This is a genomic window from Mycobacterium sp. E183 (assembly GCF_001667735.1).
Lineage (GTDB): Bacteria > Actinomycetota > Actinomycetes > Mycobacteriales > Mycobacteriaceae > Mycobacterium.
On the sequence record NZ_LZJN01000201.1, the window covers coordinates 43,015 to 62,933 of the forward strand.

Here is a 19,919-nt window from a genome sequence, read left to right on the forward strand (position 1 = left end):
CCAACACATGTCGATCTTCCTGAACAAGGATTCCAAGGTCATCGTCCAGGGCATCACGGGCGGCGAGGGCACCAAGCACACCGCGCTGATGCTGAAGGCCGGCACCCAGGTGGTGGGCGGGGTGAACGCCCGCAAGGCGGGCACCACCGTCTCGCACGTCGACCCGGTCGGCAAGGACGTCGAGCTGCCGGTGTTCGCCACCGTCGCGGAAGCGATGAAGGAGACCGGCGCCGACGTGTCCGTCGTCTTCGTGCCGCCGAAGTTCGCCAAGGACGCGATCATCGAGGCGATCGACGCCGAGATCCCGCTGCTGGTCGTCATCACCGAGGGAATTCCGGTGCAGGACACCGCTTATGCGTGGGCCTACAACGTCGACAAAGGGCAGAAGACCCGCATCATCGGGCCGAACTGTCCCGGGATCATCACGCCGGGCGAGGCGCTGGCCGGTATCACGCCGGCCAACATCACCGGCCCGGGCCCGGTCGGCCTGGTGTCCAAGTCGGGCACGCTGACCTACCAAATGATGTACGAGCTGCGCGATTTCGGGTTTACCACCTCGATCGGCATCGGCGGCGACCCCGTGATCGGGACCACGCACATCGATGCCATCGAGGCGTTCGAGAAGGACCCCGACACCAAGGTCATCGTGATGATCGGTGAGATCGGCGGCGACGCCGAGGAGCGCGCGGCCGACTACATCAAGGCCAACGTCTCCAAACCGGTCGTCGGCTACGTCGCGGGATTCACCGCCCCGGAAGGCAAGACGATGGGCCACGCCGGTGCCATCGTGTCCGGCTCGTCGGGCACCGCGGCCGCCAAGAAGGAAGCCCTGGAGGCCGCCGGCGTCAAGGTGGGCAAGACCCCGTCGGAGACGGCGGCCCTGGCGCGGGAGATCCTGCAGAGCCTGTAGTTCCAATCGCGGCCGCGGTTTCGTTCCGTCCCCGGCCATCGGTTAGCCTGTCGAACTAACAGTTGCCAGGAGGTTCGTCATGCCGGTGGATCCGCGTACTCCGGTGCTCGTTGGGGTCGGACAGTTCACCGAGCGCATCGACGACCCCGACTATCGGGGCATGTCGGCGGTCGACCTCGCGACCGCGGCCACGCAGGCGGCTCTCGCGGACGTCGGCGCCAGAGGCGTTGCCAAGGCGGTCGACACGGTCTTCGGGCTGCGGCAGTTCGAGATCTCCGGACCTATGCCGGCGACCCTGGGTAAGTCCAACAACTACCCGCGTTCGGTGATGAAGCGGCTGGGCGGCGACCCGGCCCGCGTGGTACTCGAACCGGTCGGGGGGCAGGGCCCGCAGAAGCTGGTCACCGAGGCGGGCAACACGATCGCGGCCGGCGCAGCTGATGTCGTGCTGATCATGGGCTCCGAGCCGGGGTCGACGGCTCGTTACTTCGCGAACCGTGATGACAAGCCCGACTTCACCGAACACGTCGAGGGTCAGCTGGAGGATCGCGGCCACCAGATCTCCAGCTATATCGACGAATACACGATCCAGCACGGCTTGACCGGCGCACCCGTGCAGTACGGGCTCCTGGAGAACGCCCGGCGCGCACGCCTTAGGCGGGGGGTGGCCGACTATCGGCGCGAAATGGCCGAACTGTTCGCCCCGATGTCGAAAGTGGCTGCCAAGAACCGGTTTTCGTCATCGCCGGTCGAACGGTCGATCGACGAGATCATCACTATCACTGACGACAACCGGATGATCAGTGACCCGTATCCGCGTCTGCTCGTCGCCCGTGACCAGGTCAACCAGGGCGCCGCGGCGGTGCTGATGTCGGTGGAGGCGGCGAGGAGCCTCGGGGTGGCCGAGGACAACTGGGTTTATCTGCACGGCCATTCGGACATGGTCGAGCAGGCGATGCTCGACCGCGCCGACCTGGGCGCCAGCCCGGCCGCCGTCCATGCGGCGCACGAAGCGTTGCGGGTGGCCGGAATCGGTGTCGACGACATCGCCACCTTCGATCTGTACAGCTGCTTTCCGTTTCCGGTGTTCGTCATCTGCGAAGCCCTGGGCATCGACGGCGACGACCCGCGCGGCCTGACCCTCACCGGAGGGTTGCCGTATTTCGGCGGCCCCGGCAACAGCTATTCGCTGCACGGCATCGCCGAGACGGTCGCCCAGATGCGGGACAGGCCAGGGGAATTCGGGTTCGTCGGTGCCAACGGCGGCATCATGAGCAAGTACTCGGTCGGTATCTACTCGACCACGCCGGTGGAGTGGCGCGCCGACAACTGTGCGGAGCTGAACAAGGAGGTCGCCGCGCTGCCCAAGGTCGACGTCACGAAAAAGCCGGACGGTGCGGCAACCATCGAGACGTACTCCGTGCGCTACGACTGGCCGGTCCGCACCGGCATCATCGTCGGCAGGCTCGCCGCGGACCACACGCGATTCATGGCCACCACCGACGACGACGATCTCGTGGCTTTGATGTGCGACGGCGACCCACTCGGTGCGGAGATCTTCGTGTGGTCAACCGACAACGGCAATCGGGCTTCGCTGGGGTAGACCCGGTCGGACTCCCGCCGCCGGCCGCGCGACACATAAACCACGGAGGCGACACGCCGTGGACGGTCGCCGTGGTTTATGTCTCGCGGGGGTGAATGACGTCGGGGGTGGACCCGGGCGTTAAACCAGGGCGGCCAGCTTGCCCGCCAGCCGCTCGACGTAGGCGGCGACCTCGTCCTCGGACTTGTCCGGCAGGCCGAACAGCACCTCGGTCACCCCCAGCTCGGCCCACTTGGCCAGCTTCTCGGGGATCGGCTTGAAGTCCAGCGCCACGATCTGCGGGGCGCCGTCGCGGCCGGCGGCCGCCCAGATGTCCTGCAACAACTTCACCGGCTCGTCGATGTCGAAGTCGCGCGGCGTGGTGATCCAGCCGTCGGCACTGCGGGCGATCCACTTGAAGTTCTTCTCGTTGCCCGCGGCACCCACCAGCACCGGAATGTGCGGCTGCACGGGCTTGGGCCAGGCCCAGCTCGGGCCGAACTTGACGAACTCGCCGTCGTAGGAGGCTTCCTCTTGGGTCCACAGCGCGCGCATCGCTTCGAGGTACTCGCGCAGGCAGGTGCGGCGGCGTCCGGCCGGCACGCCGTGGTCGGCGAGCTCGTCGGTGTTCCAGCCGAACCCGACGCCCAGGCTCACCCGTCCGCCGGACAGGTGGTCGAGGGTGGCAATGCTTTTCGCCAACGTGATCGGGTCGTGTTCGACGGGCAGCGCGACCGCCGTGGACAGCCGCACCCGCGAGGTGACGGCAGACGCCGCGCCCAGACTTACCCATGGGTCTAGCGTCCGCATGTAGCGGTCGTCGGGCAGCGACGCGTCGCCCGTCGTCGGGTGCGCCGCCTCCCGCTTGATCGGGATGTGCGTGTGTTCTGGCACGTAAAAGGTCGTGAAGCCGTGTTCGTCGGCAAGCTTCGCCGCCGACGCCGGAGAGATGCCGCGGTCACTGGTAAAAAGCACAAGCCCGTAATCCATGGGGAGAATTAGAACGTGTTCTACCTCCGCTGAGCAAGCGGCCGCCGCGCCTGCCGTCCCGGGCGAGGCCCGCAGCACGGATCGCGGTCCAAGCCGGTGGCCACGGCACGGGCGTTCCGAAGTGCGCTAGCGTGGTTGATCGATCGCGTCGCAACGCAACCGCCGGGCACGGCGTTTATGGAACGGCGCGCCCGCAAGCACAGCGTCGCGACCCGACCGTCGCGCCCGGCAAGGCACTTCACAGGCAAAGCAACAGGAGGAGCCAATGACCTACTCGCCCGGTAGCCCCGGATACCAACCCTCGCCGCAGGGCGGCTCCTACGCAGGCGGCACTCCGTCGTTCACCAAGGACGACGACGGCGCCACCAAGCTCCCGCTCTACCTGAACATCGCGGTGGTCGTGCTCGGCCTGGCGGTGTATCTGCTGAACTTCGGGCCGACGTTCACCATCGGCGCCGACCTGGGCCCGGGCGTCGGCGGACGCGCCGGGGACGCGGGCACCGCGGTCATCGTGGCGGTCCTGGCCGCACTGCTGGCCGGCCTGAGCCTGGTGCCCAAGGCCAAGAACTACGCCGGCATCGTCGCGGTCATCGCGGTCCTCGGGGCGTTGCTGGCCATCACCGAGACCATCAACCTGCCCACCGGCGTCTCGATCGGCTGGGCGATGTGGCCCCTGGTGGCGTGCGCCGTGCTGCAGGCGATCGCCGCCGTCGTCGCCGTGTTGTTGGAGGCGGGCGTGATCACGGCGCCTGCGCCGCGGCCCAAGTACGACCCCTACGCCCAGTACGGCCAGTACGGGCAGTACGGGCAATACGGCCAGCAGCCCTATTACGGTCAGCCCGGCCAGCAGCAGTCCCCGCAGCATCCGGGATACGGCTCGCAGTACGGGGGTTATCCCAGCCAGGCCCCGACCCAAACCGCCGTCCAGACGGGCGGTTTCGGCGCCCAGCCCGCGCCGCAGTCCGGCCCTCAGCAGGCCGCGCAGCAAGGACCGTCCACGCCGCCGACGGGGTTCCCCAGCTTCAGCCCGCCGCCCGCGGCCGGTGCGGGCTCCGAGGGTTCGGCGCCCAATTACTCCGGCCAGCCCGGCCAGCAGCCCTACGGCCAGGAGCAGCAGCCGCCTTCGTCGCCGTCTGGTCCAGCGCCGTCCTAACCGTGCGGTTCCGCGCCTAGTCGGGACGTGCGCCGAGAGTGACACGGGTGGAAAACAACCGGCCGGCGGGCGCTCGCCAGGCTCGTGACCTTGTCCGGGTCGCATTCGGCCCTGCGGTGGTGGCCCTGGTCGTCATCGCCGCGGTCACGCTGTTGCAGTTGTTGATCGCCAACAGCGACATGACCGGCGCGTTGGGCGCGATCGCGAGCATGTGGCTCGGCGTCCACCAGGTGCCGATTTCGATCGGCGGCCGCGAACTGGGCGTGATGCCGCTGCTGCCGGTGCTGTTGATGATCTGGGCCACCGCGCGCAGCACGGCCCGCGCCACGTCGCCGTATTCCTCGTGGCTGGTGATCCGCTGGGTCGTCGCGTCGGCCCTCGGGGGTCCCCTGCTGATCGCCGCGATCGCCTTGGCGGTCATCCACGACGCGTCGTCGGTGATCACCGAGCTGCAAACGCCCAGCGCCCTGCGCGCGTTCGCCAGCGTTCTGGTGGTGCACGCCATCGGTGCCGCGTTCGGCGTGTGGTCGCGGGTGGGACGACGGGCCTTGGCGGCGTCGCCGCTGCCGCTGTGGCTGGGCGACGCCCTGCGCGCCGCGTCCGCCGGCGTGCTGGCGTTATTCGGGCTCTCCGGCTTGGTCACCGCCGCCTCGCTGGTGGTGCATTGGGCGACGATGCAGGACCTCTACGGGATCACCGAATCGATATTCGGCCAGTTCAGCCTCACCGTGCTGTCGATGTTGTACGCGCCGAACGTCATCGTCGGCACGTCAGCGATGGCGGTCGGGTCCAGCGCTCACCTCGGCTTCGCGACGTTCAGTTCGTTCACCGTCTTCGGGGGCGACATCCCGGCGCTGCCGATCCTGGCCGCGGCCCCTAGGCCGCCGCTCGGGCCGGTGTGGGTCGCCCTGCTCATCATCGGCGCCTCGTCCGGGGTGGTGGTCGGGCAGCAATGCGCCCGTCGCGCGCTGCCGCTGATCCCGGCGATGGGCAAGCTCCTGGTCGCGTCGGCCGTCGGCGCGTTGGCGATGTGCCTGCTCGCATACGGCGGCAGCGGGCGGCTGGGCAACTTCGGCGATGTCGGCGTCGACCAGGGCGCCTTGTTGATCGGGGTGTTCTTCTGGTTCTCGGTCGTCGGCGGCATCACGCTGGTGATGAGCGGCGGCGTCAGGGCCCGGCCCCGCCGGCCCAGGCCCGCGCCGGCCGCCGCGGAAGAACCGGCGGACTTTGCCGAGGTCTTTGAAGAGCCGGACGCCGACGCCGACGACGAGCCGCCGGTCGGACCTCCCGACCACGACGACGTCGACGGGCCTGGCGCACCGGTCAGCGACGACGACGCATCGCAGGGCGACGACGTCGGCGCCCCGCCGCCCGACGACGCGGAGCCGAGCGCGACCGACCGCGAGTCCGGCGAGTAGCTGCCACTAGGCTCTGTGCTTGTGGCCGAACCGCTCCATGTGCCCCCGAGTGCGCCGGCACGGGTGGTGGTGCTGGCATCGGGCACCGGATCACTGCTGAGCTCGCTGCTCGATGCCGCCGTCGGCGAGTACCCGGCCCGCGTGGTTGCCGTCGGCGCCGATCGCGACTGCCTGGCCACCGAGATCGCCGCGCGGGCGGCGCTGCCGACCTTCACCGCCCGGCTCGGCGACCATCCCGGCCGCGCCGCCTGGGACGCGGCCATCACCGAAGCCACCGCCGCGCACTCACCCGACTTGGTCGTGTCGGCGGGCTTCATGAAAATACTTGGGCCACAGTTCCTTTCGCGCTTCTATGGACGGATCATCAACACCCATCCGGCGTTGTTGCCGGCGTTCCCGGGTGCGCACGGAGTGGCCGACGCGTTGGCCTACGGCGTCAAGGTCACGGGTTGTACGGTGCATCTGGTGGACGCCGGGACGGACACCGGGCCGATCTTGGCCCAGCAATCCGTGCCGGTGCTCGACGGCGACAGCGAAGAGACCCTGCATGAACGCATCAAGGTCACCGAACGGAAGCTCCTGGTGGACGTGGTGGCCGAGATCGCGACCGGAGGCCTGACCCTGGTCGGAAGAACAGCGACGATCGGACGAAAGGCGACCACACGATGAGCACCGACGACTGGCCGGAGACGGCGAAAAGGCCGATCCGCCGCGCGTTGATCAGCGTCTACGACAAGACCGGCCTGGTCGACCTCGCCCGGGGCCTGACGGACGCGGGCGTCGAGATCGTCTCGACCGGATCGACGGCGAAGACCATTGCCGACAAAGGCATTCCGGTCACCCGGGTGGAGGAGCTGACCGGCTTTCCCGAGGTGCTCGACGGCCGGGTCAAGACGCTGCACCCCCGGGTGCACGCCGGCCTGCTCGCCGATCTCCGCAAACCCGAGCACGCCGCGGCGCTCGAGGAACTCGGTGTCGCCGCCTTCGAACTCGTCGTCGTCAACCTGTATCCGTTCAGCGAGACGGTTGATTCCGGCGCCAGCATCGACGAGTGCGTCGAGCAGATCGACATCGGCGGACCGTCGATGGTCCGCGCGGCCGCGAAAAACCATCCCAGCGTGGCGGTGGTCGTCGACCCGCGCGGTTACGACGGCGTGCTCGCCGCGGTGCGGCACGGCGGCTTCACCCTTGCGGAGCGGAAAAAGCTGGCGGCGCTCGCTTTTCAGCACACCGCGGAGTATGACATCGCCGTCGCGGGCTGGATGGAGTCGACGCTGGCGCCCGAACACCCGCCGACCGCGTTCCCCAAGTGGTTGGGGCGCAGCTGGACCCGATCGACGATGCTGCGCTACGGCGAGAACCCGCATCAGCAGGCGGCGCTCTACGCCGACCCCGGCGCCTGGCCGGGGCTGGCGCAGGCCGAGCAGCTGCACGGAAAAGAGATGTCGTACAACAACTTCACCGACGCGGACGCGGCCTGGCGGGCCGCCTTCGACCACGAACAGACCTGTGTCGCGATCATCAAGCACGCCAACCCCTGTGGGATCGCGATCTCGGCGGAATCGGTGGCCGACGCGCATCGCAAGGCCCACGAATGCGATCCGCTGAGCGCCTTCGGCGGGGTCATCGCGGCCAACACCGAGGTCAGCCTCGAGATGGCCGAGTACGTGAGCACCATCTTCACCGAGGTGATCGTCGCCCCGGCCTACGCGCCGGAGGCGCTCGAAGCCCTGACGCGGAAGAAGAACATCCGGGTGCTCGTGGCCTCCGAGCCGCTGACCGGCGGCACGGAGCTGCGGCCGATCAGCGGTGGGCTGCTGGTCCAGCAACGTGACGAGCTCGACGCGCACGGCGACAATCCCGCGAACTGGACGCTGGCGACGGGATCGCCCGCCGACCCGGCCACGCTGACCGACCTGGTCTTCGCCTGGCGGGCGTGCCGCGCGGTCAAGTCCAACGCCATCGTGATCGCCGGCGGCGGCGCGACCATCGGTGTCGGCATGGGACAGGTGAACCGGGTGGACGCCGCCCGGCTCGCCGTCGAGCGGGGCGGCGACCGCGTCCGCGGCGCGGTGGCCGCGTCGGACGCGTTCTTCCCCTTCCCCGACGGACTCGAGACGCTGACCGCCGCCGGGGTCAGGGCGATCGTGCACCCCGGCGGCTCGGTCCGCGACGACGAGGTGACCGCCGCGGCAGCCAACGCCGGCGTCACGCTGTACCTCACCGGCGCCCGCCACTTCGCCCACTGAACGCTCGGCGCGTGGGGCATTCACGCAACGCGTAGCGTGGAGAGGTGCCATCACCCAGCAATCTGCCCCGCACCGTCGGTGAGCTGCGCGCCGCCGGCCATCGCGAACGGGGAGTCAAACAGGAAATTCGGGAAAACCTGCTGACCGCGTTGGCCGAGGGTGACGAGGTCTGGCCGGGCATCCTGGGTTTCGACGACACCGTCCTGCCGCAGCTGGAGCGGGCGCTCATCGCCGGGCACGACTTCGTCCTGCTCGGCGAACGCGGTCAGGGCAAGACGCGGCTCCTGCGCGCCCTGGTCGGCCTGCTCGACGAGTGGACGCCGGTGATCGCCGGGGCCGAATTGGGCGAGCATCCCTATTCGCCGATCACGCCGGAGTCGATCCGCAAGGCCGCGACCCTGGGCGACGACCTGCCGATCGAGTGGCGGCACCGCAGCGAGCGTTACACCGAGAAGCTGGCCACCCCCGACACCAGCGTCGCCGACCTGGTCGGTGACATCGACCCGATCAAGGTCGCCGAGGGCCGCAGCCTGGGAGACCCCGAGACCATCGCCTACGGCCTGATCCCGCGCGCACACCGCGGCATCGTCGCGGTCAACGAGCTGCCCGACCTCGCCGAGCGCATCCAGGTGTCGATGCTCAACGTCATGGAGGAGCGCGACATTCAGGTGCGCGGGTACACCCTGCGCCTGCCGCTGGACGTGTTGGTGGTCGCCAGCGCCAACCCCGAGGACTACACCAACCGCGGCCGCATCATCACCCCGCTCAAGGACCGGTTCGGCGCGGAGATCCGCACGCACTACCCGCTGGAGCTCGACGCCGAGGTCGGCGTCATCGTCCAGGAGGCGCATCTGTCCGCGCAGGTCCCCGACTACCTGATGCAGGTGATCGCCCGGTTCGCCCGGTATCTGCGGGAATCCAACTCGGTCGACCAACGCTCCGGGGTGTCGGCGCGGTTCGCGATCGCCGCGGCCGAGACCGTGGCCGCCGCCGCCCGGCACCGCGGCGCGGTGCTGGGGGAGACGGATCCGGTGGCCCGCGTGGTCGACCTCGGCACGGTGATCGACGTGCTGCGCGGCAAGCTGGAATTCGAGTCCGGTGAGGAGGGCCGCGAGCAGGCGGTGCTCGAGCACCTGCTGCGCCGGGCGACGGCCGACACCGCGTCGCGGGTGCTCGGCGGCATCGACGTCGGGTCCTTGGTTTCCGCGGTCGAGGGCGGTTCGGCGGTCACGACCGGCGAGCGAGTGTCGGCCAAGGACGTGCTGGCCGCGGTTCCCACGTTGCCGGTGGTCGACAAGATCGCCGCCAAGGTCAACGCCCAGTCCGAGGGTGAGCGCGCCGCGGCACTGGAGCTCGCCCTGGAAGCGTTGTATTTGGCCAAGAGGATCGACAAGGTGTCCGGGGAGGGCCAAACCGTCTATGGCTAGAGGGCATTCGTCGCGCTATTCGGCGTATACCGGCGGGCCGGACCCGCTGGCCCCGCCGGTGGATCTGCGCGAGGCCCTCGAGCAGATCGGGCAGGACGTGATGGCGGGCACGTCGCCGCGCCGCGCGCTGTCCGAGCTGCTGCGCCGCGGCACCAAGAACACACCCGGCGCCGACCGGCTGGCCGCCGAGGCGAACCGGCGCCGGCGGGAGTTGTTGCGCCGCAACAACTTGGACGGCACGCTGCAGGAGATCAAGAAGCTGCTCGATGAGGCGGTGCTGGCAGAGCGCAAGGAGCTGGCGCGCGCGCTCGACGACGACGCCCGGTTCGGTGAACTGCAGCTCGACGCCCTGCCGTCGTCGCCGGCCAAGGCCGTTCAGGAGCTCTCCGACTACAACTGGCGCAGCAACGAGGCGCGCGAAAAGTACGACCAGATCAAGGATTTGCTCGGCCGCGAAATGCTGGATCAGCGTTTCGCAGGCATGAAGGAGGCGCTCGAGGGCGCCACCGACGAGGACCGTCAGCGGGTCAACGACATGCTGAACGATCTCAACGACCTGCTGGACAAGCATGCCCGCGGCGAGGACACCCAGCAGGATTTCCAGGACTTCATGGACAAACACGGCGAGTTCTTCCCGGAGAACCCCCGCAATGTCGACGAGCTGCTGGACTCGCTGGCCAAGCGCGCCGCGGCCGCGCAGCGCTTCCGCAACAGCCTGAGCCCGGACCAGCGTGCCGAACTGGATGCGTTGGCGCAGCAGGCATTCGGCTCCCCGTCGCTGATGCAGGCTCTGAACCGGCTGGACGCGCATCTGCAGGCTGCCCGGCCGGGGGAGGATTGGACGGGATCCGAACAGTTCTCCGGCGACAACCCGTTCGGGATGGGGGAAGGCACCCAGGCGATTTCGGACATCGCCGAGCTCGAGCAGCTGGCCGAGCAGCTCTCGCAGAGTTATCCCGGTGCCACCATGGACGACGTCGATCTCGATGCGCTGGCACGCCAACTCGGCGACCAGGCCGCCGTGGACGCGCGCACGCTGGCCGAATTGGAACGCGCACTTGTCAATCAGGGCTTTCTGGACCGGGGTTCCGACGGCCAGTGGCGGCTCTCGCCGAAGGCCATGCGCAGGCTCGGTGAGACCGCGCTACGCGATGTGGCGCGACAGCTTTCCGGGCGACGCGGCGAGCGGGACCACCGGCGCGCGGGCGCGGCAGGTGAGCTCACCGGCGCCACCCGGCCGTGGCAGTTCGGCGACACCGAGCCGTGGAACATCTCGCGCACGCTTACGAACGCGGTGCTGCGGCAGGCGGGAACGGCCAGCCTGGACACCACCGGGTCGCTGAACATCACCGTCGACGACGTCGAGGTCTCCGAGACCGAGACGCGCACCCAGGCCGCGGTGGCGCTGCTGGTGGACACCTCGTTCTCGATGGTGATGGAGAATCGCTGGCTGCCGATGAAGCAGACGGCGCTGGCGCTGAATCACCTGGTGTGCACCCGATTTCGCTCGGACGCCTTACAGATCATCGCATTCGGCCGATACGCCCGGACGGTGACGGCCGCCGAGCTCACCGGCCTCGAGGGCGTCTACGAGCAGGGCACCAACCTGCATCACGCTCTGGCGCTGGCCGGTCGGCACCTGCGGCGGCATCCCAACGCGCAGCCCGTCGTGCTGGTGGTGACCGACGGTGAGCCCACCGCCCACCTGGAGGACTTCGACGGCGACGGCACGACCGTGTTCTTCGATTACCCGCCGCACCCGCGGACCATCGCGCACACGGTGCGCGGGTTCGACGACATGGCCCGCCTCGGCGCGCAGATCACCATCTTCCGGTTGGGCAGCGACCCCGGCCTGGCCCGCTTCATCGACCAGGTCGCCCGGCGCGTCGAGGGACGCGTCGTGGTCCCCGATCTCGACGGCCTGGGCGCGGCCGTGGTGGGCGACTACCTCCGGTCTCGCCGCCGCTAGCCCCTCGCGGGGATATGTGCGCGCCCGACCGGGTACATGGACCGGAGAAGGAGGAGATGCATGAGCAAGGTTCCCACGATCGAACTGAACGACGGTGTGCGCATTCCGCAGCTCGGCTTCGGCGTTTTTCAGATCAAGCCCGACGAGACGGCGGCGGCGGTCAAGACCGCGCTGGAGATCGGCTACCGGCACATCGACACCGCCGAGATGTACGGCAACGAAAAGCAAGTGGCGCAAGGCATCCGCGACGCCGGTCTCGACCGCGCCGACGTGTTCGTCACCAGCAAGCTCAACAACGGCTTTCACAAAGCCGACGACGCGCGCCGCGCCTTCGACCGGACACTGCAGGCTCTGGATTCCGACTACGTCGACCTGTTTCTCATTCACTGGCCGCTGCCCACTCTTTACGACGGTGACTTCGTCTCGACCTGGAAGGTCCTCGAAGAGTTCGCCCGCGACGGGCGCGCCCGCAGCATCGGCGTGTCGAATTTTCAAGTCGCACACCTTCAGCGGCTCGCCGAAGAAACCGACACCGTCCCGTCGGTCAACCAGATCGAGCTTCATCCGTACTTCGGTAACACGGAGGTTCGGTCGTACGGGCGCGAGCACGGCATCGCCACCGAGGCGTGGGCGCCGATCGCTCAGGGCAAGGTGCTCGACGACGCGGTGATCAACCGCATCGCCGCGGCGCGCGGCAAATCAGCGGCGCAGGTGGTGTTGCGCTGGCACATTCAGCGCGGCGACATCGTGTTCCCCAAGTCGGTGACGCCGGAGCGGGTCCAGGAGAACTTCGAGCTTTTCGACTTCGAGCTGGACGACTCCGACATGGACGCGATCTCGGCCCTGGACAAGGGTGAAGCCGGCAGGAACGGGCCCAACCCCGACAAGTTCGACTACGTGCCCGGCTGACGCTATTCGCGCGGCCGGCGGGCCTTGCGAATGATGCCGACAGCGCCCCACAGCGAGAAGCCGCGGATGTTCACCTTGGGTGCGCCCGGGGTGCCCTGGCCGAGGACGCTGCGGTCGAAGTTGCCCATGACGCCGCGGCCGTGGATCTCGACGTTCACTTCGGGCGGCAGCAAAATCTTCGTCGCCCCCATGATCGACATCGCGTGGATGTCGACCTCTGTCGACGTGAAGTCGGCGTAACGCAGATCCACCACGCCGTTGCCCCAGAAGGCGAAGGTGGTGAGCTTCTTGGGCACGTTCCACCGGCCGCGCCGTTCGAAGCCGCTCAACAGGGCCAGCAGCAGCGTGGACGGCGCCGGGTTCGGCTTGGCACCGCGGCGCAGGTTGATCTGTGAGCCCGGCAGATCCGCCCGCAGCTGGTCCAGCTCCTCGTACGTGGTCGCCGCGTACGCCCTGGTCAGGCGGTCTTCGTAGTCCTTCATCTGCAGCCGGCCCTGCTCGGCCGCATACGCCAGCAACTGTGCGAGCTGGATGCGATCAGTGTCGGCCGCGCGCGACGATTCGTCGCGCGTGTCCTTCGCGTCGCGTTGCGCAGAGTTGCTCATTACCCACGAGCCTACGACGTCCGGGTCTTGGTGCAAGACGATTGGTCAAACTGCAACCTTGCGCCGCGCCGGCAGGCTTGCCCGGCCGCCTTTGTTTGACACCTGGCTAACTTGCCCAGCTCGGGGGGCGTTTTTGCAGGAACGCCAGCATGCCCTCGCGCGCTTCGTCGGACACGAAGAGCCGGGCCGATTCTTCGGCGAGGCGCTCGGCGTCGCGGTCGAACGCTTCCAGCACCGCAGCCGTGGTCAACGCCTTGGAGGCGGCCAGCCCCTGGGGCGAACCGCGGCCCACGTCGGCGAGCAGCGCAGCCACCGCCGCGTCGACGTCGTCGGCGGCCATCGTGATCAGCCCGATCGCCGCCGCTTCGTCGGCCCCGAAAGTCTCGCCGGTCAGGTAGTAGCGCGCCGCCGCGCGCGGCGCCAGCTTCGGCAGCAGCGTGAGCGAGATGACCGCGGGGGCGACGCCGATCCGGGCCTCGGTCAGGGCGAAGGTGCTGCGCGGTCCGGCGACGGCGATATCGCACGCGCCGACGAGTCCGAACCCGCCCGCGCGGACGTGCCCGTTGATCGCGGCGATCACCGGCAGGGCCGAGGAGACGATGGCCCGCATCACCGCGGTCATCTCGCGGGCCCGGGCGACGGCCATCTCGAAGGGGTCGTCCCCCGAGCCGGCCGCACTGAGGTCCGCGCCCGCGCAGAACGTGTTGCCGGTATGCCCCAGCACCACCGCGCGCACGGCGGGGTCCGTCGCGGCGTCACGCAAGCCCTGATGCAGCTGCTCGACGAGCGTGGTCGACAGCGCGTTGCGGTTGTGGGGCGAGTCCAGCGTCAGCCGCGCGAACGGTCCGCCGGTATCGGCCGGACCGGCGTAGTCGACCAGCGTTTCCATCAGTACGACCGGGGCAGGCCCAGCGACGTCTGCGCCACGAAATTGAGCACCATCTCGCGGCTGACGGGGGCGATCCGCCCGAGCCTGGCCGAGGCGAGCATGGCGGCCACGCCGTACTCCTTGGTCAGCCCGTTGCCGCCCATCGATTGCACGGCCTGGTCGACCGAGCGCGTAGCCGCCTCGGCGGCAGCGTATTTGGCCATGTTGGCCGCCTCCGCCGCACCCGCGTCGTCGCCGCTGTCGTACAGCGCGGCGGCCTTCTGCATCATCAGCTTGGCCAGTTGCACCTCGATGTGGCACTGCGCCAACGGGTGCGACAGTCCTTGGTGTGCGCCGATCGGCGTGCCCCACACCTGCCGGGTCTTGACGTAGTCGGCGGCCTTCTCCAGAGCGAACCGTCCCATCCCGACCGAGCTGGCGGCGCCCATGATCCGCTCGGGGTTCAGGCCCGCGAACAGCTGCGCGATCGCGGCGTCCTCGGAACCGACCAGCGCGTCCGCCGGCAGCCGGACATCGTCGAGGAAGACCTGGAACTGCCGTTCGGGGCTGATCAGCTCCATTTCGATTGGCGTATAGGTGAATCCGGGGGCATCGGTGGGCACCACGAACAGGGCCGGCCGCAGCTTTCCGGTCTTAGCCTCCTCGGTGCGGCCCACCACCAGGACGGCCTGCGCCTGGTCGATGCCCGAGATGTAGACCTTCTGACCCTTGAGGATCCAGTCGCCGCCGTCGCGCCGGGCGGTGGTGGTGATCTTGTGCGAGTTGGAGCCCGCGTCGGGCTCGGTGATCGCGAAGGCCATCGTCAGGGTGCCGTCGGCGATGCCGGGAATCCAGCGTTTCTTCTGCTCCTCGGTGCCGAACTTGCTGATGATCGTGCCGTTGATGGCCGGCGAGACGACCATCAGGAGCAGCGCGCTGCCCGCCGCCGCCATCTCCTCCATCACCAGGGACAGCTCGTACATGCCGGCGCCGCCGCCGCCGTACTCTTCGGGCAGGTTCACCCCGAGGAAGCCGAGCTTGCCCGCCTCCGACCACAATTCGTCGGTGTGTTCGTGCGCCCGGGCCTTTTTCAGGTAGTACTCGCTGCCGTAGTTGGCGGCCCAGGCGGCCACCGACTTACGCAGGGCCTGCCGCTCTTCGCTTTCAATGAAGCTGGTGTCGGTCATGCTGGATCTCCTTCTGCTTGCGGCGCCTCGACGCGCGCCAAGACGGTGCCCACCTCGACTTGCTGGCCGGTCTGGACGTTGAGTTCGACGAGGACGCCGTCGGTCGGCGCGGTGATGGTGTGTTCCATCTTCATGGCCTCGAGCCAGATCAAAGCCTGCCCGGCATTGACGGCGTCGCCGACCGCGGCGCCGATCCGGATCACGTTCCCTGGCATGGGCGCGACCAGCGAACCCTGTTCGACGGCCGAGCCGGGCTCCGGGAAGCGCGACAGCGCGACCAGGCGGACGGGCCCCCGCGCCGAGTCGATGTAGACGTCGTCACCGTATCGAGCGACCGTAAAGCCGCAAGCCACCCCGGAGCCGTCGGCCAGCACGACCTCGCCCGGCGTGGCCGAGACCAGCCGCACCTGCTCGTCGTGCGCCAACAGCAATCCCGATCTGCCGAAACGGTATTCGACCTGGTGCTCGCCGCCGTCGGCGTCGCGGTAACTCTTCACCTGGTAGCCGGAGGCCAGGTTGCGCCAGCCGCTGGGCAGCGATCCCAGGACGGGGGCCCCCGCGCGGTTGCGCGCGGCGTCGGCGAGCGCGGCGGCGATCGCCGACAACCGGACGGTGTCGCCACCGGCGAGCGGCGCCGAGAGTTCCTGCAGTCCGTGCGTGTCGAAAAACGCGGTGTCGGTGGCGCCGTCGAGAAATGCGGGGTGGCGCAGCACGTTGACCAGCAGCTCGCGGTTGGTGCGCAGGCCGTGCAACCGGGTGCGGGCGAGCGCATCGGCGAGCACCAGCGCCGCTTGCCGGCGCGTCGGCGCGTACGAGATGACCTTGGCCAGCATCGGGTCGTAGTGAATGGACACCGTGGATCCGGCGACGACGCCCGAATCGAGGCGGATGCCCGTTCGGTGCCCAAGCTTGCGGAATTGCGACTGGACCGCCGGCACGTCGATGCGGTGCACACGGCCCGCCTGCGGCTGCCAGCCCTGGGCGGGATCCTCGGCGTAGAGGCGGGCCTCGATCGAATGCCCTTGCGCGGCGGGTGGTTCGGCGTCGAGGCGATCGCCGTTGGCGACGGCGATCTGCAGTTCGACGAGGTCGAGCCCGGTGGTCTCCTCGGTCACCGGATGCTCGACCTGCAGCCGGGTGTTCATCTCCAGGAAGTAGAACTCGCCGTCATCGTCGGCGAGGAATTCGACGGTTCCGGCGCCCGTGTATCCGATCGCCCCGGCTGCGAGCCGGGCCGCGTCGAAGAGCTTGGCCCGCATGGCAGGGGTGCGCTCGACCAGGGGAGAGGGGGCCTCCTCGATGATCTTCTGGTGCCGGCGCTGAATCGAGCATTCCCGTTCTCCGACGGCCCAGACCGTGCCATGCGTGTCAGCCATGACCTGAACCTCGATGTGGTGCCCAGTGGGCAGGTAGCGCTCGCAGAACACGGTCGGGTCGCCGAACGCGGACTGCGCCTCACGGCGGGCCGCTTCCACTTCGCCTGCGAGAGCGGACAATTCGCGCACCACCCGCATCCCGCGGCCGCCACCGCCGGCGGAGGCCTTGACCAGCACCGGAAGCTGCGCCTGGGTCACCGTCTCGGGGTCGAGCTCGTCGAGCACCGGAACGCCGGCGGCGGCCATCAGCTTCTTGGACTCGATCTTGGAACCCATGGCCCGCACCGCATCGACCGGCGGTCCGATCCACATCAGGCCCGCGCCCCGCACGGTCGCCGCGAAATCGGCGTTCTCCGAGAGGAACCCGTACCCCGGATGCACGGCGTCGGCGCCCGCGGCGCGGGCGGCCGCGATGATTGCTTCGGCGTTGAGGTAGTCGTTGGTCTTGGCCAGCCGCACCCGGGCGTCGGCCTCGGCGACGTGGGGCGCGTCGGCGTCGGGGTCCGTGTAGACGGCGACGGTGCCCAGGCCCAGCCGCCGGCAGGTGGCGAAGACCCGCCGGGCGATCTCGCCGCGGTTGGCGACCAGCACTCGAGTAACCATGGGGCTCACATCCGGAAGACGCCGAAGTTCGACGTCCCCTTGATCGGGCCATTGGCAATGGCGGACAGACACATTCCCAAGACTGTGCGGGTGTCGCGCGGGTCGATCACCCCGTCGTCGTAGAGCATCCCGGACAGGACCAACGGCAGCGACTCGGCCTCGATCTGCCCCTCGACGGCGGCCCGCATCGCGGCGTCCGCCTCCTCGTCGACCTGCTGGCCCCGCGCTTCGGCGGCGGCCCGCGCCACGATCGACAAGACGCCGGCAAGCTGAGCGCCGCCCATCACCGCGGATTTCGCGCTGGGCCAGGCGAACAGGAACCTGGGGTCGTAGGCGCGGCCGCACATGCCGTAGTGGCCCGCGCCGTAGGAGGCGCCGATCAACAGCGAGATGTGCGGGACGGTCGAGTTGGAGACGGCGTTGATCATCATCGAGCCGTGCTTGATCATCCCGCCCTCCTCGTAGTCTTTGCCCACCATGTAGCCGGTGGTGTTGTGCAGGAACAACAGCGGGGTGTTGGAGCGATTGGCCAGCTGGATGAATTGGGTAGCCTTCTGCGACTCCTCGCTGAAGAGCACGCCGCGCGCGTTGGCCAGGATGCCCAGCGGATAGCCGTGCAGCCGGGCCCACCCGGTCACCAGCGACGACCCGTACATGGCCTTGAATTCGTCGAATTCGGAGCCGTCGACGATGCGGGCGATCACCTCGCGGGGGTCGAACGGGATACGCAGGTCCGCGGGCACGATGCCGATCAGCTCCTCGGCGTCGAACAACGGATCCGCGACCGGCCCGGGCGCGGGGCCCTCTTTGCGCCAGTTCAGCCGGGCGACGATGCGGCGCCCGATGCGGATGGCGTCGAGCTCGTCGACGGCGAAGTAATCCCCCAAACCGGAGACGCGGGAATGCATTTCGGCGCCGCCCAACGACTCGTCGTCGGACTCCTCGCCGGTGGCCATCTTGACCAGTGGGGGACCGGCCAGGAACACCTTCGACCGCTCCTTGATCATCACCACGTGGTCGGACATGCCGGGAATGTAGGCGCCGCCGGCGGTCGAGTTGCCGAAGACCAGGGCGATGGTGGGGATGCCGGCCGCCGACAGGCGGGTGAGGTCGCGGAACATCCGCCCGCCGGGGATGAAGATCTCCTTCTGGGTGGGCAGGTCCGCCCCGCCCGATTCCACCAGCGAGATGACCGGCAGCCGGTTTTCGAACGCGATCTGGTTGGCCCGCAAGATCTTCTTCAGCGTCCACGGGTTGCTGGTGCCGCCCTTGACGGTCGGGTCGTTGGCGACGATCAGGCATTCCACGCCGGACACCACTCCGATGCCGGTGACGGTGCTGGCGCCGACGGTGAACGCGCTGCCGTAGGCCGCCAGCGGGCTGAGCTCGAGGAAGGGGGAATCGGGGTCGACGAGCAGCTCGATGCGTTCCCGGGCGGTCAGCTTGCCTCGGCCGTGGTGGCGCTCGACGTACTTGGGCCCGCCACCCGCAAGCGCTTTGGCGAGCTCGGCGTCGATCTCCTCGAGCCGGGAAGTCGCCGTCGACGCCGCGTCGGTGTAGGCGGCGGATTGCGGGTCCAGCGTGGACTGCAGCACGGTCATGATTGGTATCCAAGCGTTTTCGCGGCCAGTGCGGTCAGGATTTCGGTCGTGCCGCCACCGATGCCGAGGATCCGCATGTCGCGGTATTGGCGTTCGACTTCGGATTCGGCCATGTAGCCCATCCCGCCGAACAGCTGGACGGCCTGGTTGGCCACCCATTCGCCCGCCTCGACGGCGGTGTTCTTGGCGAAACACACCTCGGCGATCAGATTCGTCTCGCCGGCCAGCTGTCGCTCGACCACGTGGCGGGAGTAGACCCGCGCGACGCCGATGCGCCGGGCCATCTCGGCCAGCGTGTTCTGCACCGACTGCCGGGAGATCAGCGGCCGACCGAAGGTTTCGCGGTCGCGGCACCACTGCACCGTCAGGTCCAGGCACCGTTGGGCGCTCGAATACGCCTGCGCGGCAAGGCCGATCCGTTCCGCGACGAAGGCCTGCGCGATCTGCAGGAATCCACTGTTCTCGGCGCCGACGAGGTTGGCCGCCGGAACCCGGGCGTCGACGAAGGACAGTTCGGCGGTATCGGAGGACCGCCACCCCATCTTGGCCAGCTTGCGGCTCACCTCGAAGCCCGGCGTTCCCTTTTCGACCACCAGCAGCGAAACGCCCGCGGCGCCCGGACCGCCCGTGCGCACCGCGGTGACGACGTAGTCGGCGCGCACCCCGGAGGTGATGTAGGTCTTGGCGCCGTTGACCACGTAGTGATCACCGTCGCGCACCGCCGACGTTCGCAGGTGCCCGACGTCCGAACCGCCGCCGGGCTCGGTGATCGCCAGCGCGCCGATCTTGTCGCCGGCCAGCGTTGGCCGGACGAACTCCTCGATCAGCCGCGCATCGCCGGAGGCGATCATGTGTGGCACCGCGATGCCGCAGGTGAACAGCGACGCGAACACGCCTCCCGGGGCGCCGGCCTGATGCACCTCCTCACAGATGATCACCGCGTCGGCGCCGTCGCCGCCACCCCCGCCGACCGCCTCGGGAAAGTTCGCCCCCAGCAGGCCGGCCGCCCCGGCGCGACGGTGCAGCTCACGCGGCAGCTCCCCGACGCGCTCCCACTCGTCTGCGTGGGGCA

16 protein-coding genes are annotated in these 19,919 nt (G+C 69.0%); 9 read left to right on the top strand and 7 right to left on the bottom strand.

Annotated elements, in window-relative coordinates; genetic code table 11:
- Positions 1-7: 7 nt before the first annotated feature.
- Positions 8-910, top strand: coding sequence for a succinate--CoA ligase subunit alpha (sucD, locus tag A5691_RS24550; RefSeq protein ID WP_067758157.1), 903 nt, complete (start codon positions 8-10; stop codon positions 908-910).
- A gap of 79 nt (positions 911-989) precedes the next feature.
- Positions 990-2,513, top strand: a complete 1,524-nt coding sequence (locus A5691_RS24555) for an acetyl-CoA acetyltransferase (protein WP_068016120.1) — start codon at positions 990-992, stop codon at positions 2,511-2,513.
- 120 nt (positions 2,514-2,633) lie between these two features.
- Here A5691_RS24555 and A5691_RS24560 read toward each other — a convergent pair whose 3' ends face one another.
- On the bottom strand, positions 2,634-3,482 hold the full coding sequence (locus tag A5691_RS24560; RefSeq protein ID WP_067758152.1) for an LLM class F420-dependent oxidoreductase: 849 nt from the start codon (positions 3,480-3,482) through the stop codon (positions 2,634-2,636).
- Between the two features lie 265 nt (positions 3,483-3,747).
- Between A5691_RS24560 and A5691_RS24565 the strand changes: the two genes are divergently transcribed.
- From A5691_RS24565 to A5691_RS24595, 7 genes are read left to right on the top strand one after another with little or no spacing between them, the layout of a single operon-like run.
- Entirely contained in the window at positions 3,748-4,635 is an 888-nt protein-coding gene (locus tag A5691_RS24565) for a DUF5336 domain-containing protein (protein WP_067758149.1), read from the top strand.
- Positions 4,636-4,682: 47 nt separating this feature from the next.
- Positions 4,683-6,053 carry a DUF6350 family protein gene (locus tag A5691_RS24570; protein ID WP_068016117.1) on the top strand — a complete coding sequence of 457 codons (1,371 nt, stop codon included), beginning with the start codon at positions 4,683-4,685 and terminating at the stop codon, positions 6,051-6,053.
- 21 nt (positions 6,054-6,074) lie between these two features.
- Entirely contained in the window at positions 6,075-6,722 is a 648-nt protein-coding gene (gene purN, locus A5691_RS24575) for a phosphoribosylglycinamide formyltransferase (protein WP_068016123.1), read from the top strand.
- Complete coding sequence (gene purH, locus A5691_RS24580) at positions 6,719-8,302, top strand: bifunctional phosphoribosylaminoimidazolecarboxamide formyltransferase/IMP cyclohydrolase (RefSeq protein ID WP_068266826.1); 1,584 nt, start codon at positions 6,719-6,721, stop codon at positions 8,300-8,302. The genes purN and purH overlap by 4 nt, the downstream gene beginning before the upstream one ends.
- 44 nt (positions 8,303-8,346) lie before the next feature.
- On the top strand, positions 8,347-9,729 hold the full coding sequence (locus A5691_RS24585) for an ATP-binding protein (RefSeq protein ID WP_067758140.1): 1,383 nt from the start codon (positions 8,347-8,349) through the stop codon (positions 9,727-9,729).
- Positions 9,722-11,698 (top strand): VWA domain-containing protein, encoded by a 1,977-nt coding sequence (locus A5691_RS24590; protein ID WP_068016113.1) that lies wholly within the window; start codon positions 9,722-9,724, stop codon positions 11,696-11,698. Before A5691_RS24585 ends, A5691_RS24590 begins: the two co-directional genes overlap by 8 nt.
- A 60-nt stretch (positions 11,699-11,758) precedes the next feature.
- Positions 11,759-12,607, top strand: a complete 849-nt coding sequence (locus tag A5691_RS24595) for an aldo/keto reductase (RefSeq protein WP_067758135.1) — start codon at positions 11,759-11,761, stop codon at positions 12,605-12,607.
- A 2-nt stretch (positions 12,608-12,609) separates the two neighbouring features.
- Here A5691_RS24595 and A5691_RS24600 read toward each other — a convergent pair whose 3' ends face one another.
- The 6 genes from A5691_RS24600 to A5691_RS24625 form a co-directional block, all read right to left on the bottom strand.
- The gene (locus A5691_RS24600; RefSeq protein WP_068016110.1) at positions 12,610-13,212 is read right to left on the bottom strand and encodes a DUF1707 domain-containing protein; all 603 of its coding nucleotides are present in this window, start codon (positions 13,210-13,212) and stop codon (positions 12,610-12,612) included.
- Between the two features lie 106 nt (positions 13,213-13,318).
- A complete protein-coding gene (locus A5691_RS24605; protein WP_068016108.1) occupies positions 13,319-14,101 on the bottom strand; it encodes an enoyl-CoA hydratase family protein in 783 nt (260 codons plus the stop codon).
- Positions 14,101-15,267, bottom strand: coding sequence for an acyl-CoA dehydrogenase family protein (locus tag A5691_RS24610; RefSeq protein ID WP_067758127.1), 1,167 nt, complete (start codon positions 15,265-15,267; stop codon positions 14,101-14,103). Before A5691_RS24610 ends, A5691_RS24605 begins: the two co-directional genes overlap by 1 nt.
- The gene (locus tag A5691_RS24615; RefSeq protein ID WP_068016105.1) at positions 15,264-17,246 is read right to left on the bottom strand and encodes a biotin carboxylase N-terminal domain-containing protein; all 1,983 of its coding nucleotides are present in this window, start codon (positions 17,244-17,246) and stop codon (positions 15,264-15,266) included. The genes A5691_RS24610 and A5691_RS24615 overlap by 4 nt, the downstream gene beginning before the upstream one ends.
- A gap of 5 nt (positions 17,247-17,251) precedes the next feature.
- Positions 17,252-18,841, bottom strand: coding sequence for an acyl-CoA carboxylase subunit beta (locus A5691_RS24620; RefSeq protein ID WP_156675576.1), 1,590 nt, complete (start codon positions 18,839-18,841; stop codon positions 17,252-17,254).
- Between the two features lie 2 nt (positions 18,842-18,843).
- Positions 18,844-19,919: acyl-CoA dehydrogenase family protein (locus A5691_RS24625; RefSeq protein ID WP_068266828.1), on the bottom strand; the 1,076-nt coding region annotated here is incomplete at its 5' end.